Raw genomic sequence first — 15,913 nt, forward strand, 5'->3', positions numbered from 1 at the left:
GTAGATGTCGCAATCCACACCGAACCCAGAAGGCCCTCACCTGTTCAAGCACCCAGCACGCGTGTCACCAACGTTCCGGGACAACACACCTAGAGGAGTTCGGTACGGCGGAGGACGGGCGGCTCTTCTCCAGTGAGCGGGGCAACGTGGTCGCCGCCTCGTCGTACTCCCGGGCGTGGAAGCAGGCTCGGGAACTCGCGCTCGTGCCCGATCAGGTGGCCACAGTCCTGGCCTTCCGCCCGTACGACCTCCGGCACGCCGGCGTCTCCCAGTGGCTCAGCTCCGGAGTGCCGGCGCCGGAGGTCGCCGCCCGCGCGGGCCACTCGGTGGACGTCCTGCTGAAGATTTACGCCAAGTGCATCGACGGCCAGGAAGAAGAGATGAATGACCGGATCATGCAGGGGCTGAGGGAGGAGGAGTACCGCACGGACTGAGACAAGCACATGATCGTCGAACGGGAGCCCCGGACAGCCTCCTAGACCGGGGCTTCGGTCTGTCCACTCTTCTGCGGGCGGCGCTACATGACCCCCATCCCGCGCTTGGCAAGACGTTTGAATTCCTGGGTGTATGTCTCGATAAGTTCCTTAGTGTCTTGGTGCAGCTCACGTATGGCTGCCTGTACTTCGGGGAGAAGGAGCTCAGCTGAGCGGGACTGGTGAAGTCGTATTTCGTCGTCAACGTAGTCGGCCTTGCGGCGCACGATCCCGGGCATCTCCCACAGTCGAAGCGGATCCGCAACCATGGAGGTCCAGCGTGGTGCAGCCCGGGACATCTGGGGAGCTAAGTCCCGCCATGGCTCGGCGGGCGTCCGACCCGTGAGGGTCGGGGACAACTGGAGTCTCGCCTCGACGAATGGGGCACAGAACGTTGTCAGCTCGTCCTGAAGGCCGTCAACCTTCGCGACGAGCGCTGCCTGGACGCTGTGCCGTCCTGTAAGGCGACCTACCGCGACCGTGGCTGCTGCCCCGGTGATCGCGCCGCCCAAACCAATCAATGCCACTGGTATCTCTGACTGAGCCACCCGCCCCCCTCTGCGCGTGCCGCTGCAATCATGATTGTTCTGGCGGTGCAGCCGTGAATAGACCTTTGTTGAGCTACATCCGTCTTGGTGAGGCCACGCGGAACTCGGGAGTGTGCCGGGACGTCGGCGCAATGCCCGCTGACCTGCCGCTCAGCGCCTTAAGATCAACACGCTATTACAACGTGATCACTAGCAAACGGCTGCTTCCGGCGGCATCCACCTGCACATACGCCAAGACCCCGCACTCAGCGAACTCGCTGATGGCGGGGTCTTTGGGCACTCCGTGCGAAGTGCCCCCGGCAGGATTCGAACCTGCGCACACGGCTCCGGAGGCCGTTGCTCTATCCCCTGAGCTACGGGGGCGTGTCGGCTGCGGAGCTTCTCGCTCGCGGCGACGTGTAGAACATTAGCAGGTCCGCGGGGGTGATCAGGAACCCGTTTCCCGGGGTGTGGGTGGGCGGGTCCCCTGTAGGGGGTGGAAGTGGGGAAAACCCGGACGCGGTGGCCGGGCCGGACCTACTCTCGAGGTGTGCCAGGCGCTCCCGGCCGGGTGCTTGTTGTGGACGACAACAAGGTCATCCGGCAGCTGATCAGGGTCAACCTCGAACTGGAAGGGCTAGAGGTCGTGACCGCGGCCGATGGTGCCGAGTGTCTGGACGTGGTGCACCAGGTGCGGCCCGACGTCGTGACGCTCGACGTCGTCATGCCTCGGCTGGACGGGCTCGGCACCGCCGCCCGGCTCCGGGCCGATCCCCGTACGCGCCACCTGCCCCTCGCGATCATCAGCGCGTGTACGCAGTACGAGGTCGAGACCGGCCTCGATGCCGGTGTGGACGCCTTCCTCGCCAAGCCTTTCGAACCCGCCGAGCTGGTACGGCTGGTGAAGCACCTCATCGAGCGGCGGACCGGGCCGGAGGGGCGCGACGGAGACCAAGGAGAGGAAGACCGGAGCGGGGGAGATCGGAGTGGGGGTGGGGACGGGGACGGTGAGCCCGCTGGTCCAAGCCGTCCCCATGACGACGGCGTCCCCGGCGGCATGCCCTTCGGGGGGTAAGTCGGTCGCCTCCTCGGCCATCCCAGGCCGACACCCCTGGTGGGCCACCAGCCCCCACCGCGGCCCCCCAGTCGGCGTCCTGGTGGGCCAGCCCCCACTCGCGGCCCCCGGCCACCGCGAGCCGACGTCCTGGTGGGCCAGCCCCTACCCGCGGCCCCCGGCCGCCCCCGGCCACCGCGAGCCAGACGTCCTGGTGGGCCAGTTCCCACCCGCGGCCCCCGGCCGCCACCCCGGTCACCCCGAGCCGACGCCCTAGCGAGCCACCAGTTCCCGGGCCGCCCCCAGCCGTCACCACCCCTAGGCACACCACACCCACACCACATCCACCGCAGCCCCGAAGACACCTCAGCCCGATCCTCTACCCACACCCACCCCGGCTCCCGAAGAAACACCACCCCCAGGCACACCCCACCCCCACCGCAGCCCCCGAAGACACCCCAGCCCGCCCCCCACCCACCCCCACCCCACCCCCACCCCACAACCGACTGGCACCCCCACCCCCCACCTCCCCTACGCTTGTCCCGTGACCCCCGTCGAGTTGTCCCGCACCGTGCTGCGCGCGGTGCGTTGTGCTGTCGATGACGGGGAGCTGAGTGTGACCGTGCCCGAGCGGGTCGTGGTGAGGGAGCCGGGGCCCGGGGGGTGTGGGGACTTCGCCACCACCGTCGCGTTGCAGCTGGCCCGGGCGGCCGGGCAGCCGCCGCGGCGGGTCGCCGAGATTCTGCGGGGCCGTCTTGCCGGTGCCGAGGGGATCCGGGACGTCGTCGTCACGGGGGCGGGGTTCCTCAACATCAGTCTTGCGGGCCAGGTCGATCCCGTCGCGGGGCTCGTGCGGGAGATAGGGGAGAAGGGCGCCCGGTACGGGCACGGGGACGCGCTCGCCGGGCAGGTCGTCGCGCTTCGGGTGCCGTACGAGGTGCGGGCCGAGGTGGTCGCCGACGCCGTCGTGCGCCTGGTGGCGGCCCAGGGCGGGCGCGCCACCGTCGAGCACGGTGAGCCCGCCACCCTGCGGCCCGTGCCCGCGCCCGAGGATCCCGCGCCGCTCGGCGCCGATGCCGCCCGGTGGGCCCTGCTCCACCCCGCCCCGCACGACCGGCCCAGGATCACCGCCGATCACCTGGTCCAGCGGGAGGGCAATCCGCTGTTCCGGGTGCGGTACGCGCACGCCCGCGTCCGCTCCGTCAGCCGTAACGCCGGCCGACTGGGGTTCGCCGCCGAGCCGGGGTCCTTGGGGGACGCGAAGACCTCCCTGTACACCCCGCTCGCCGATCACCCTCGCATCCTCGCCGGGGCCGCCATCCACCGTGCCCCGGACCGGCTCGCCCGGCATCTCGTCACCGTCGCCGATGCCGTGCTGCCCCTGCTGCCCTCCGTGCTTCCCGTCGGTGAGGAGAAACCCTCGGCCGCCCACCGGGCCCGGCTGGCGCTTGCCGAAGCCGCCGGGACGGTGCTGGCCGGTGGCCTGTCCCTGCTCGGCATCGACGCACCCGAACATCTCTGAGCGCCCGTGCAGACGCGCCCCGGAGAGAGACAGAGAGTCTGAGAGCCACGTCATGAGCCGTTCCGCCCATCCCGCCGGGCCCCGCCACGCCGACGTCCTGCCCGAGGGGCACTACTCCGCTCCGCCCGCCGACCTCAACGCCCTGGACCCGAAGGTGTGGGCGCAGACCGTCACGCGCGGCGAGGACGGCGCGGTCACGGTCGGCGGGATCCCCGTCGGCCGGCTCGCCGAGGAGTACGGCACCCCCGCCTACATCCTCGACGAGACCGACTTCCGCGCCCGTGCGCGTGCCTGGCGCACCGCGTTCGGTCCGGACGCCGATGTCTTCTACGCGGGCAAGGCCTTCCTCTCCCGGGCCGTCGTGCGGTGGCTGGACGAGGAGGGGCTGAACCTGGACGTCTGCTCCGGTGGTGAACTGGCCACCGCGCTGTCCGCCGGGATGTCCGCCGACCGCATCGCCTTCCACGGCAACAACAAGTCCGCCGAGGAGATCACCCGGGCCGTCGAGGCCGGTGTCGGGCGGATCGTCCTCGACTCCTTCCAGGAGATCGTGCGGGTGGCCCATGCGGCGCAGTCGCTCGGGAAGCGGCAGCGGGTCCAGATCCGGGTCACCGTGGGCGTGGAGGCGCACACCCACGAGTTCATCGCCACCGCCCACGAGGACCAGAAGTTCGGCATCCCGCTCGCCGGCGGGCAGGCCGCCGAGGCCGTGCGGCGGGCCCTGCAGCTCGACGGGCTGGAGCTGATCGGGATCCACTCCCACATCGGGTCGCAGATCTTCGACATGTCCGGCTTCGAGGTCGCCGCCCACCGGGTCGTGGGGCTGCTGAAGGACATCCGGGACGAGCACGGGGTCGAGCTGCCCGAGATCGACCTCGGGGGCGGGCTCGGTATCGCCTACACCAGCGACGACGATCCCCGTGAGCCGCACGAGATCGCCAAGGCGCTCACCGAGATCGTCACGCGCGAGTGCGAGGCCGCCCGGCTGCGGACGCCCCGGATCTCCGTCGAGCCCGGACGCGCCGTCGTCGGGCCGACGGCCTTCACGCTGTACGAGGTCGGCACCGTCAAGCCGCTCGACGGGCTGCGCACCTACGTCTCCGTCGACGGCGGCATGTCGGACAACATCCGCACCGCGCTGTACGACGCCGAGTACAGCGTCGCCCTGGTGTCCCGGACGTCCGACGCCGCGCCCATGCTCGCGCGGGTCGTCGGCAAGCACTGCGAGAGCGGGGACATCGTGGTCAAGGACGCCTTCCTGCCCGCGGACCTGGCACCGGGTGACCTCGTCGCCGTACCGGCCACGGGTGCCTACTGCCGGTCGATGGCCAGCAACTACAACCATGTGCTCCGGCCGCCCGTCGTCGCCGTACGCGACGGCGAGGCCCGGGTGATCGTCCGGCGTGAGACGGAGGAGGATCTGCTGCGTCTCGACGTGGGGTGACCCCCACCTGCCGGAACTCCGGGCGGCGGAAGAGCAGAGTGGAAGATCTGCGGCTTCCGCCCCCGCGGAAATGAAATTGATGTCTCACAATCCGGACGTAGGGTAGAAACTCCCGTCCGGTGAGTGAGACTGGTCCAACCGCAGACGGTATGAGGAAACGAGGTCGGATGATGCGTACGCGTCCGCTGAAGGTGGCGCTGCTGGGCTGTGGGGTTGTCGGCTCAGAGGTGGCGCGCATCATGACGACGCACGCCGACGACCTCGCGGCCCGGATCGGCGCCCCGGTCGAGCTGGCCGGGGTCGCCGTGCGGCGGCCCGGCAAGGTGCGCGAGGGCATCGACCCGAGCCTGGTCACCACCGACGCCACCGCCCTCGTCAAACGGGGGGACATCGACGTCGTCGTCGAGGTCATCGGGGGGATCGAGCCGGCCCGGACGCTCATCACCACCGCCTTCGAGCACGGCGCCTCCGTCGTCTCCGCCAACAAGGCCCTGCTCGCCCAGGACGGGGCCGCCCTGCACGCCGCGGCGGAGCGCAACGGCAAGGACCTCTACTACGAGGCCGCCGTCGCCGGTGCCATCCCGCTGATCCGGCCGCTGCGCGAGTCGCTCGCCGGCGACAAGGTCAACCGGGTGCTCGGCATCGTCAACGGCACCACCAACTTCATCCTCGACAAGATGGACTCCACCGGCGCCGGGTACCAGGAGGCCCTCGACGAGGCCACCGCCCTGGGGTACGCCGAGGCCGACCCGACCGCCGACGTCGAGGGCTTCGACGCCGCCGCCAAGGCCGCCATCCTCGCCGGGATCGCCTTCCACACGCGCGTGCGCCTCGACGACGTCTACCGCGAGGGCATGACCGAGGTCACCGCCGCCGACTTCGCCTCCGCCAAGGAGATGGGCTGCACCATCAAGCTGCTCGCCATCTGCGAGCGGTCGAAGGACGGCACGTCGGTCACCGCGCGGGTGCATCCCGCGATGATCCCGCTCACCCACCCGCTCGCCTCCGTGCGCGGCGCGTACAACGCCGTCTTCGTGGAGAGCGACGCCGCCGGGCAGCTGATGTTCTACGGCCCCGGCGCCGGCGGTTCGCCCACCGCCTCCGCCGTCCTCGGTGACCTCGTCGCCGTCTGCCGCAACCGGCGGGGCGGTGCCACCGGGCCCGGCGAGTCGGCGTACGCCGACCTGACCGTCTCCCCGATGGGCGAGGTCGTCACCCGGTACCACATCAGCCTCGACGTTGCCGACAAACCGGGCGTGCTCGCCCAGGTCGCCACCGTCTTCGCCGAACACGGCGTGTCGATCGACACGGTTCGGCAGCAGGGCAAGGACGGCGAGGCCTCCCTCGTCGTCGTCACCCACCGGGCCTCGGACGCCTCCCTCTCCGGGACCGTCGAGGCACTGCGCAAGCTCGACACCGTGCGGGGTGTCGCCAGCATCATGCGGGTTGAAGGAGAGTAACCAGCAATGACCCACCAGTGGCGCGGAATCATCGAGGAGTACCGGGACAGGCTGCCGGTATCCGACACCACGCCGGTCGTGACGCTCCGCGAGGGCGGCACGCCCCTCGTGCCCGCGCAGGTGCTCTCCGAGCGCACGGGCTGCGAGGTCCACCTGAAGGTGGAGGGCGCGAATCCGACCGGGTCCTTCAAGGACCGCGGTATGACCATGGCCATCAGCAAGGCCAAGGAGGAGGGCGCGAAGGCCGTCATCTGCGCCTCCACCGGCAACACCTCCGCCTCCGCCGCCGCATACGCGGTGCGCGCGGGCATGGTGTCGGCCGTCCTGGTGCCGCAGGGCAAGATCGCCCTCGGCAAGATGGGCCAGGCCCTCGTGCACGGTGCGAAGATCCTCCAGGTCGACGGCAACTTCGACGACTGCCTCACCCTGGCGCGGGGCCTGAGCGAGAACTACCCCGTCGCGCTGGTGAATTCGGTCAACCCGGTGCGGATCGAGGGTCAGAAGACGGCCGCCTTCGAGATCGTGGACATGCTCGGCGACGCGCCCGACATCCACGTCCTCCCGGTCGGCAACGCGGGCAACATCACGGCCTACTGGAAGGGCTACCAGGAGTACGCCGCCGACGGCGTCGCCGGCAGGACCCCCCGCATGTGGGGCTTCCAGGCGTCCGGCAGTGCTCCGATCGTGCGCGGCGAGGTCGTCAAGGACCCCTCCACCATCGCCACCGCCATCCGCATCGGCAACCCGGCCTCCTGGCAGTACGCCCTCCAGGCCCGCGACGAGTCCGGCGGTGCCATCGACGAGGTGACGGACCGTGAGATCCTGCGCGCCTACCGCCTGTTGGCCGCGCAGGAGGGCGTCTTCGTGGAGCCCGCCTCCGCCGCCTCCGTGGCCGGTCTGCTCAAGGCCGCCGAGCAGGGCAAGGTCGACCCGGGCCAGCGCATCGTGTGCACCGTCACCGGCAACGGCCTGAAGGACCCGGACTGGGCCGTCGCCGGCGCCCCGCAGCCGGTCACCGTCCCGGTCGACGCGGCCACCGCGGCCGAGCGTCTGGGTCTCGCCTGAGCGCCCGGCATCGGGGTTCTCCCTGACAGGGAGCACAGGGGGCTTGCGACACGCATCGTGCGCCTCCTGTGCGCCCTATGTCGTCACAGAACCTTCCTTCGATAGGCTGTATCGAAACCCGCCCGCCGCATATGCCCTCGCACGCGGGCGGCACCGCGCCCTCTGCGCGGCCTGAGGGTCTTTCGTACGTATCGAGTGTCTTCGACAGTCACGCAGCTCAAGGAGAGTCAACGAGCGATGGCCGGTCCAGCGTTCCGAGCCGCCGCCGTCCGGGTGCGCGTTCCCGCCACCAGCGCCAACCTCGGTCCGGGCTTCGACGCCCTGGGCCTCGCGCTGGGGCTCTACGACGACGTGGTCGTCCGGGTGGCCGACTCCGGGCTGCACATCGACATCGCGGGCGAGGGCAGCGAGACCCTGCCGCGGGACGAGAGCCACCTCCTCGTCCGTTCCCTGCGCACGGCCTTCGACCTGCTGGGCGGTCAGCCCCGCGGCCTGGAGATCGTCTGCGCCAACCGCATCCCGCACGGCCGGGGCCTCGGTTCCTCCTCGGCCGCCATCTGCGCCGGCATCGTCGCCGCCCGCGCGGTGACCATAGGCGGCGAGGCCCGTCTGGACGACGCCGCCCTGCTGGAACTGGCCACCGAGATCGAGGGTCACCCGGACAACGTGGCCGCCTGTCTGCTCGGCGGCTTCACCCTGTCCTGGATGGAGGCCGGCACCGCCCGGGCCATCAGGATGGAGCCGCACGATTCCATCGTTCCGGTGGTTTTCGTGCCCGGAAAGCCGGTTCTGACCGAGACCGCGCGCGGCCTGCTCCCGCGCACCGTGCCGCACGTCGACGCCGCCGCCAACGCCGGCCGTGCCGCCCTGCTCGTCGAGGCCCTGACCAGGCGTCCCGAGCTGCTGCTGCCGGCCACCGAGGACCGCCTGCACCAGGAGTACCGCGCCCCGGCCATGCCGGACAGCGCCGCGCTGGTGGAGCGGCTGCGCGCCGACGGTATCCCGGCCGTGATCTCGGGCGCCGGGCCGACCGTCATGGCCCTCGCCGACGCCGAAAGCGCCGACAAGGTCTCCCACCTCGCGGGTGAGGGCTGGGCCGCCAACCGGCTGGACATGGACGTCCTGGGAGCGAGCGTGCTGCCGCTCGCGACCCCCACCGTTGATTGACTCCGTACGGTTGCCGGATTTGGAGAGGGGGAATGTTTGTTGGATCCGGTAGTGTTAATCTCAAGTCTGCACCCGACCCCACCATGGCGAGGTGCCTCGTGTCCCCGTCCGGGACAGACATTCTTCCGGGAGCCTCCCGCGCCACTCCGTGTTCCGTACGTCGTACCTGGGCAGTACGTCGTATGCGAGTACTGAGCGGGCCGCCGGGCACGCTTCGGAATCGGTGCGACCACGCCACGTGACACTGGGTGCCACGACTCGCGGAAGCGCCATCACCGCACATTTCTTCCGCCGCTTTGGCGGACCACCGCCCCGGCACGGTTCACAGAAGACAGGACCGTAGCCGGACAGCACAACCGGTCGCCGAGCCAGACAGGCCGACGTCCGCTCCAGGGAAGGACCCTTCGTGAGCGACACCACCGATCTGATGGGCGCACGTGTCGAGGAGACCGCTGCCGCGCCCTCCACGGACGCCTCCGCGCCTGCCACCGGTGCCGGCTCCCGGCGGCGCCGCGGTACCGGCCTCGAGGGCATGGTGCTGGCCGAGCTGCAGCAGGTCGCCTCGGGCCTCGGGATCAGGGGCACCGCGCGGATGCGCAAGAGCCAGCTGATCGAGGTCATCAAGGAGGCGCAGGCCACCGGGGGAGCCCCCGCCGCCAAGGCCGACACCGCCGCCGAGACCAAGCCGAAGCGCCGGGCCACCTCCAAGGCCCGCACCGGCGACGACGCCGAGAAGAAGGCGCCGAAGGCGGCCGAGGCCCCCGCCGAGAAGGCCGTGGCCCAGCAGCAGATCGAGATCCCCGGCCAGCCCGCCTCCGACGACGCCCCCGCCGAGCGCCGTCGCCGCCGCGCCACCGCCGAGGCGGGCAGCCCGGCCGCGGGCAGCGCCGAGACCGTCGCCGCCGAGGCCAAGGCCGAGCCCAAGGCCGAGACGCCCGCACAGCAGCAGTCGCAGCAGCAGGGCGAGGCCAGGGGCGACGCCGGTGACGGCGAGGGCCGTGGCCGCCGGGACCGCCGCGAGCGCGGCCGGGACCGCGACCGCCGCAACAAGGGCGACGACCAGCAGGGCCAGGGCGGCGGCCGCCAGGACCGGCAGCAGCAGGGCCAGCAGCAGGGCGGCGGCCGTCAGGACCGCAACACCGGCCCGCAGGACGACGACGACTTCGAGGGCGGCCGTCGTGGCCGTCGCGGCCGCTACCGCGACCGCCGTGGCCGCCGTGGCCGTGACGAGATCGCCGAGCCGCAGGTCGCCGACGACGACGTCCTGATCCCGGTCGCGGGCATCCTGGACATCCTCGACAACTACGCCTTCATCCGGACCTCCGGCTACCTGCCCGGTCCGAACGACGTGTACGTCTCCCTCGCCCAGGTGCGCAAGAACGGCCTGCGCAAGGGTGACCACGTCACCGGCGCGGTCCGCCAGCCGAAGGAGGGCGAGCGCCGCGAGAAGTTCAACGCGCTGGTCCGCCTCGACTCGGTCAACGGCATGGCCCCCGAACACGGCCGTGGCCGCCCGGAGTTCAACAAGCTGACCCCGCTCTACCCGCAGGACCGCCTCCGCCTGGAGACGGACCCGGGCGTGCTCACCACCCGCATCATCGACCTCGTGTCGCCGATCGGTAAGGGCCAGCGTGGTCTGATCGTGGCCCCGCCGAAGACCGGCAAGACCATGATCATGCAGGCGATCGCCAACGCGATCACCCACAACAACCCCGAGTGCCACCTGATGGTCGTCCTCGTCGACGAGCGTCCGGAAGAGGTCACCGACATGCAGCGGTCGGTCAAGGGCGAGGTCATCTCCTCGACCTTCGACCGTCCGGCCGAGGACCACACGACCGTCGCCGAGCTGGCCATCGAGCGGGCCAAGCGACTGGTCGAGCTGGGCCACGACGTGGTCGTGCTGCTCGACTCGATCACGCGTCTGGGCCGTGCCTACAACCTGGCCGCCCCCGCCTCCGGCCGCATCCTGTCCGGTGGTGTCGACTCCACCGCCCTCTACCCGCCGAAGCGGTTCTTCGGTGCGGCGCGGAACATCGAGGACGGCGGCTCGCTGACCATCCTCGCCACCGCCCTGGTGGACACCGGGTCCCGCATGGACGAGGTGATCTTCGAGGAGTTCAAGGGCACCGGCAACATGGAGCTGAAGCTCGACCGCAAGCTCGCCGACAAGCGCATCTTCCCGGCGGTGGACGTGGACGCGTCCGGCACCCGTAAGGAAGAGATCCTGCTCGGCAACGAGGAGCTGGCCGTCGTCTGGAAGCTCCGCCGCGTCCTGCACGCGCTGGACCAGCAGCAGGCGATCGAGCTGCTTCTCGACAAGATGAAGCAGACCAAGTCGAACGTCGAGTTCCTGATGCAGATCCAGAAGACGACGCCGACGCCCGGCAACGGCGACTGACGTCCGTCCCGGCCCCAGGCACCGGAAGGCCGCCCCCCGTCTCCCCGCGGACGAGGGGCGGCCTTCCGGCTTCCGGCTGAGGGATGGCCTGTACGGGCGTGCCGCCAAGGTCACAGGGACAAGCGGGCCGCAAAGGCCACAAGCGAGAGCTTTGCCACAAGCGCCCGCGCCGGCACCGGTTTCCAGACGTACCACCCGGGGGTGCGAAACCGCAGGTGAGAGCGGTCCGCGCGCACCGGCCGACCACGCACCGTGCGCATCGCCGCACGCGGTGGGCACGGCGCGTCGTGCAACCCTTTTCCGAGTTTCTCCGTCTGACCAGGCGGAGCGACGATGGAGGGTGACGACCGCCCGACCCTGACCACAGGGGGTACCCGACCGCCGAGACCTAGGAGCGATGTGGCCGCCGAGAGCACTCAGCCCGCCATACCCGAGCCGGGCACGGCCCCGCGCCGCCGGGGCAAGGGCCGCCGACGCAAGACCCCCAGCACCGGCCGCAAGGCGCTGCGTGCGACGGCCTGGACGGCCGTGGGCGTGGTCGTCCTCGGTGGAGCCGGCGCCGGGTACCTGTACTTCAAGCTCAACGGCAACCTGCACAGCGTCGACATCAACCAGGCCCTCGGCGCCGACCGGCCCACGAAGATCGACAACGGCTCCGAGAACATCCTGGTCCTCGGCTCGGACACCCGCTCCGGCAAGAACAGGAAGCTCGGCGGCGGCACGGACGACGGCAGCGCCCGCTCGGACACCGCGATGATCGTCCACGTGTACAAGGGCCACAAGCGGGCCAGCGTGGTCTCCATCCCCCGGGACACCCTGGTGGACCGCCCCCTGTGCACGGACACCAAGGGCACCGCCCACCCCGCCGCGTCCGGCGTGATGTTCAACGAGGCGTACTCCACCGGTGGCGCGGCCTGCGCGGTGAAGACCGTCGAGTCGATCACCGGCATCCGCATGGACCATTACCTGGAGGTCGACTTCGAGGGCTTCCAGAGGCTCATCGACGACCTCGGCGGGGTCGAGGTCACGACGACCAAGAGCATCGAGGACCCGCAGAGCCACCTGGACCTGAAGGCCGGCACCCACACGCTCGACGGCGAGCAGGCCCTCGGCCTGGTCCGCACCCGGCACGGCGTGGGCGACGGCTCCGACCTCGGCCGCATCCAGCTCCAGCAGGCCTTCATCAAGGCACTGATCGACCAGGTCAAGCACGTCGGAGTCTTCACGAACCCGAAGAAGCTGTACGACCTCGCCGACACCGCCACCAAGGCCGTCACCACCGACTCCGACCTCGGCTCGGTCAACTCCCTGATCGACTTCGCCGACGGCCTCAAGGGCATCAGCTCGTCCCACATGAAGATGGTCACGATGCCCGTCCAGTACGACCCGGCCAACCCCAACCGCGTTCTGCTGGAGAAGGCCAAGGCCCAGCAGGTCTGGGACGCCCTGAAGAACGACAGGCCGATCCCGAAGTCGGCCACGAAGGGCACGGCCACGGGCGAGGCCAAGGGCGTCGTGACGGGCTGACCGGCTGAACGGCCGACCGGCTGACCGGCTGAACTGCTGACCGGCCGACCGGCCCGAGGGTCGCCGCCGCGCCCCTGACCGAGGGGACCCCCGTACCCCCGCCCGGGCGGCGCCCCGCACCCCGGGAATAGAACAACCGCACCCCCGGTTTGGGAGGATGGCGCCAGTCCTGGCAGACTGGTACGTCGGCTCCGGTTCACGCTCCCGCACCCCGCGGCGGCGACCCGGCGCCCTCCCGGAACCTAGGAGACACCTTGAAGCGCGACATCCACCCCGAGTACGTCGAGACGCAGGTCAGCTGCACCTGTGGCGCGTCGTTCACCACCCGTAGCACCATCGAGTCCGGCACCATCCGGGCCGAGGTCTGCTCCGAGTGCCACCCGTTCTACACGGGCAAGCAGAAGATCCTCGACACCGGTGGCCGTGTGGCCCGCTTCGAGGCCCGCTTCGGCAAGGCTGCCGGCTCCAAGAAGTAGCGAGCCCCAATTCGCCGGTCCACGGCCACGCCCGCCACGGGTGTGCCCGGGACCGGCGTTTTTGGTCGCCCCTCCTTCCCCTCACCGCAGTACAGGAGCCGAAAGATGTTCGAGGCCGTCGAGGAACTCGTCGCCGAGCACGCCGATCTGGAGAAGAAGCTCGCCGACCCGTCGGTCCACGCCGACCAGGCGAACGCGCGCAAGCTGAACAAGCGCTACGCCGAGCTGACCCCGATCGTCGCCACGTACCGCTCCTGGAAGCAGACCGGCGACGACATCGAGACCGCGCGCGAGTTCGCCGCCGACGACTCGGACTTCGCCGCCGAGGTCAAGGACCTGGAGAAGCAGCGCGAGGAGCTGACCGAGAAGCTCCGCCTCCTGCTGGTCCCGCGCGACCCGAGTGACGACAAGGACGTCATCCTGGAGATCAAGGCGGGCGCGGGCGGCGACGAGTCGGCGCTGTTCGCCGGCGACCTGCTGCGCATGTACCTGCGCTACGCCGAGCGCGTCGGCTGGAAGACCGAGATCATCGACGCCACCGAGTCCGAGCTGGGCGGCTACAAGGACGTCCAGGTCGCGGTGAAGACCCGCGGGCAGACCGAGCCCGGCCAGGGCGTCTGGGCCCGGCTGAAGTACGAGGGCGGGGTGCACCGGGTGCAGCGCGTCCCGGCCACCGAGTCCCAGGGCCGTATCCACACCTCCGCCGCCGGTGTCCTCGTCACCCCCGAGGCCGAGGAGGTGGACGTGGAGATCAACCCCAACGACCTCCGCATCGACGTCTACCGCTCCTCCGGCCCGGGCGGCCAGTCCGTCAACACCACCGACTCCGCCGTGCGCATCACGCACATCCCGACCGGAGTCGTCGCCTCCTGCCAGAACGAGAAGAGCCAGCTCCAGAACAAGGAGCAGGCCCTGCGCATCCTGCGCTCCAGGCTGCTCGCCATGGCGCAGGAGGAGGCGGAGCGGGAGGCCGCCGACGCCCGCCGCAGCCAGGTCCGCACCGTCGACCGCTCCGAGAAGATCCGCACCTACAACTTCCCGGAGAACCGCATCTCGGACCACCGGGTCGGCTTCAAGGCGTACAACCTGGACCAGGTCCTGGACGGCGACCTCGACGCGGTCATCCAGGCCTGCGTCGACGCCGACTCGGCGGCGAAGCTCGCCGCCGCGTAAGACACGTACGCACGTACGGGCTCAAGCACGAGCACGAGTACGACACGGAGGACTCGCGTGAACCTGCTGCTCGCGGAGGTGGCCCAGGCCACCCAGCGGCTGGCCGACGCCGGCGTGCCCTCGCCGCGCACCGACGCGGAGGAGCTGGCCGCGTTCGTGCACGGCGTGAAGCGTGGTGAACTGCACTCCGTGAAGGACGCCGACTTCGACGCCCGGTACTGGGAGGTCATCGCCCGGCGCGAGCAGCGCGAGCCGCTGCAGCACATCACCGGGCGGGCCTACTTCCGCTACCTGGAACTGCAGGTCGGCCCCGGGGTGTTCGTGCCCCGGCCGGAGACCGAGTCCGTGGTGGGCTGGGCCATAGACGCCGTACGCGCCATGGACGTGGTCGAGCCCTGCATCGTCGACCTGTGCACCGGCTCCGGCGCCATCGCGCTCGCCCTCGCCCAGGAGGTCCCGCGCTCCCGGGTGCACGCCGTGGAGCTGTCCGAGGACGCCCTGGTGTGGACCCGTAAGAACGTGGCCGGCTCCCGGGTCGACCTGCGCCAGGGCGACGCGCTGACCGCGTTCCCTGACCTCGACGGCCAGGTCGACCTGGTCATCTCCAACCCGCCGTACATCCCGCTCACCGAGTGGGAGTACGTCGCCCCCGAGGCCCGCGACTACGACCCGGAGATGGCGCTGTTCTCCGGCGAGGACGGACTCGACCTCATCCGGGGCATCGAACGCACCGCGCACCGGCTGCTGCGCCCGGGAGGCGTCGTCGTGATCGAGCACGCCGACACCCAGGGCGGCCAGGTGCCGTGGATCTTCACCGAGGAGCGGGGCTGGGCCGACGCGGCCGATCATCCGGACCTCAACAACCGCCCGCGGTTCGCCACCGCCCGCAAGGCGCTGCCGTGAGCACCCCACAGACGTCCACCCCGCAGCACGTGTACGAGGAGGCCAGCTAGTTATGGCACGGCGATACGACACCAACGACGCGACCGACCGCGTGACGGGTCTGCGCGAAGCCGCGTCCGCCGTCCGCCGGGGCGAGCTGGTGGTGCTGCCGACCGACACGGTGTACGGCATCGGCGCCGACGCGTTCTCCTCCGAGGCCGTCACCGAGCTGCTCGACGCCAAGGGCCGGGGCCGCACCATGCCCACCCCCGTCCTCATCGGCTCCCCGAACACCCTGCACGGTCTCGTCACGGACTTCTCCGAGATGGCCTGGGAACTGGTCGACGCGTTCTGGCCGGGCGCGCTGACGCTCGTCGCCAAGCACCAGCCGTCCCTGCAGTGGGACCTCGGCGACACCCGCGGTACGGTCGCCGTCCGCATGCCGCTGCACCCGGTCGCCATCGAGCTGCTCACCGAGGTCGGCCCGATGGCCGTCTCCTCGGCGAATCTCACCGGCCACCCCGCGCCCGAAGACTGCGACGCCGCCCAGGAGATGCTCGGCGACTCCGTCTCCGTCTACCTCGACGGCGGCCCCACCCCGGCCAACGTGCCGTCGTCCATCGTGGACGTCTCGCGCCAGGTGCCGGTGCTGCTGCGCGCCGGCGCGCTCTCCGCGGAGGAGCTGCGCAAGGTCGTACCCGACCTTGAGGTGGCGAATTGACGGCGCCTGAATCCTCCAAGCTCT

At 70.7% G+C, this 15,913-nt stretch carries 12 protein-coding genes, 1 tRNA gene and 1 pseudogene; 13 read left to right on the forward strand and 1 reads right to left on the reverse strand.

What is annotated here, in order from left to right; all coding sequences use genetic code 11:
- Positions 1–86 precede the first annotated feature (86 nt).
- Positions 87–434 (forward strand): annotated as a pseudogene (locus tag ACZ7N4_RS32905) (site-specific integrase); the annotation flags it as partial.
- A gap of 878 nt (positions 435–1,312) precedes the next feature.
- Here the strand turns inward: ACZ7N4_RS32905 and ACZ7N4_RS32910 are convergent.
- Positions 1,313–1,384: transfer RNA gene (locus ACZ7N4_RS32910), tRNA-Arg, on the reverse strand.
- Positions 1,385–1,550: 166 nt separating this feature from the next.
- Between ACZ7N4_RS32910 and ACZ7N4_RS32915 the strand changes: the two genes are divergently transcribed.
- The 12 genes from ACZ7N4_RS32915 to ACZ7N4_RS32970 all read left to right on the forward strand — a co-directional run bounded on the left by ACZ7N4_RS32915 (position 1,551) and on the right by ACZ7N4_RS32970 (position 15,889).
- On the forward strand, positions 1,551–2,075 hold the full coding sequence (locus ACZ7N4_RS32915; RefSeq protein ID WP_471365895.1) for a response regulator: 525 nt from the start codon (positions 1,551–1,553) through the stop codon (positions 2,073–2,075).
- A gap of 523 nt (positions 2,076–2,598) precedes the next feature.
- A complete protein-coding gene (gene nrtL, locus ACZ7N4_RS32920; RefSeq protein ID WP_471365898.1) occupies positions 2,599–3,576 on the forward strand; it encodes an ArgS-related anticodon-binding protein NrtL in 978 nt (325 codons plus the stop codon).
- A gap of 52 nt (positions 3,577–3,628) precedes the next feature.
- Positions 3,629–5,020: a diaminopimelate decarboxylase gene (lysA, locus tag ACZ7N4_RS32925; RefSeq protein WP_471365901.1), complete on the forward strand. Its 1,392-nt coding sequence runs from the start codon at positions 3,629–3,631 to the stop codon at positions 5,018–5,020.
- 170 nt (positions 5,021–5,190) lie between these two features.
- Complete coding sequence (locus ACZ7N4_RS32930) at positions 5,191–6,480, forward strand: homoserine dehydrogenase (protein ID WP_471366157.1); 1,290 nt, start codon at positions 5,191–5,193, stop codon at positions 6,478–6,480.
- A 6-nt stretch (positions 6,481–6,486) separates the two neighbouring features.
- Entirely contained in the window at positions 6,487–7,545 is a 1,059-nt protein-coding gene (gene thrC, locus ACZ7N4_RS32935; RefSeq protein ID WP_471365904.1) for a threonine synthase, read from the forward strand.
- A gap of 237 nt (positions 7,546–7,782) precedes the next feature.
- Positions 7,783–8,712, forward strand: coding sequence for a homoserine kinase (gene thrB, locus ACZ7N4_RS32940; RefSeq protein WP_471365906.1), 930 nt, complete (start codon positions 7,783–7,785; stop codon positions 8,710–8,712).
- Between the two features lie 406 nt (positions 8,713–9,118).
- The gene (gene rho, locus ACZ7N4_RS32945) at positions 9,119–11,110 is read left to right on the forward strand and encodes a transcription termination factor Rho (protein ID WP_471365908.1); all 1,992 of its coding nucleotides are present in this window, start codon (positions 9,119–9,121) and stop codon (positions 11,108–11,110) included.
- A 399-nt stretch (positions 11,111–11,509) separates the two neighbouring features.
- Entirely contained in the window at positions 11,510–12,637 is a 1,128-nt protein-coding gene (locus ACZ7N4_RS32950; protein WP_471365911.1) for an LCP family protein, read from the forward strand.
- A 254-nt stretch (positions 12,638–12,891) separates the two neighbouring features.
- Positions 12,892–13,113, forward strand: coding sequence for a 50S ribosomal protein L31 (rpmE, locus tag ACZ7N4_RS32955; protein WP_015657814.1), 222 nt, complete (start codon positions 12,892–12,894; stop codon positions 13,111–13,113).
- A gap of 105 nt (positions 13,114–13,218) precedes the next feature.
- The gene (prfA, locus tag ACZ7N4_RS32960; RefSeq protein WP_471365914.1) at positions 13,219–14,286 is read left to right on the forward strand and encodes a peptide chain release factor 1; all 1,068 of its coding nucleotides are present in this window, start codon (positions 13,219–13,221) and stop codon (positions 14,284–14,286) included.
- Between the two features lie 57 nt (positions 14,287–14,343).
- Entirely contained in the window at positions 14,344–15,189 is an 846-nt protein-coding gene (gene prmC / locus ACZ7N4_RS32965; RefSeq protein WP_030992246.1) for a peptide chain release factor N(5)-glutamine methyltransferase, read from the forward strand.
- 52 nt (positions 15,190–15,241) lie between these two features.
- Positions 15,242–15,889 (forward strand): L-threonylcarbamoyladenylate synthase, encoded by a 648-nt coding sequence (locus ACZ7N4_RS32970; protein ID WP_471365918.1) that lies wholly within the window; start codon positions 15,242–15,244, stop codon positions 15,887–15,889.
- Positions 15,890–15,913: the final 24 nt, after the last annotated feature.

The sequence above is a fragment of the Streptomyces sp. NPDC107654 genome (assembly GCF_055639035.1).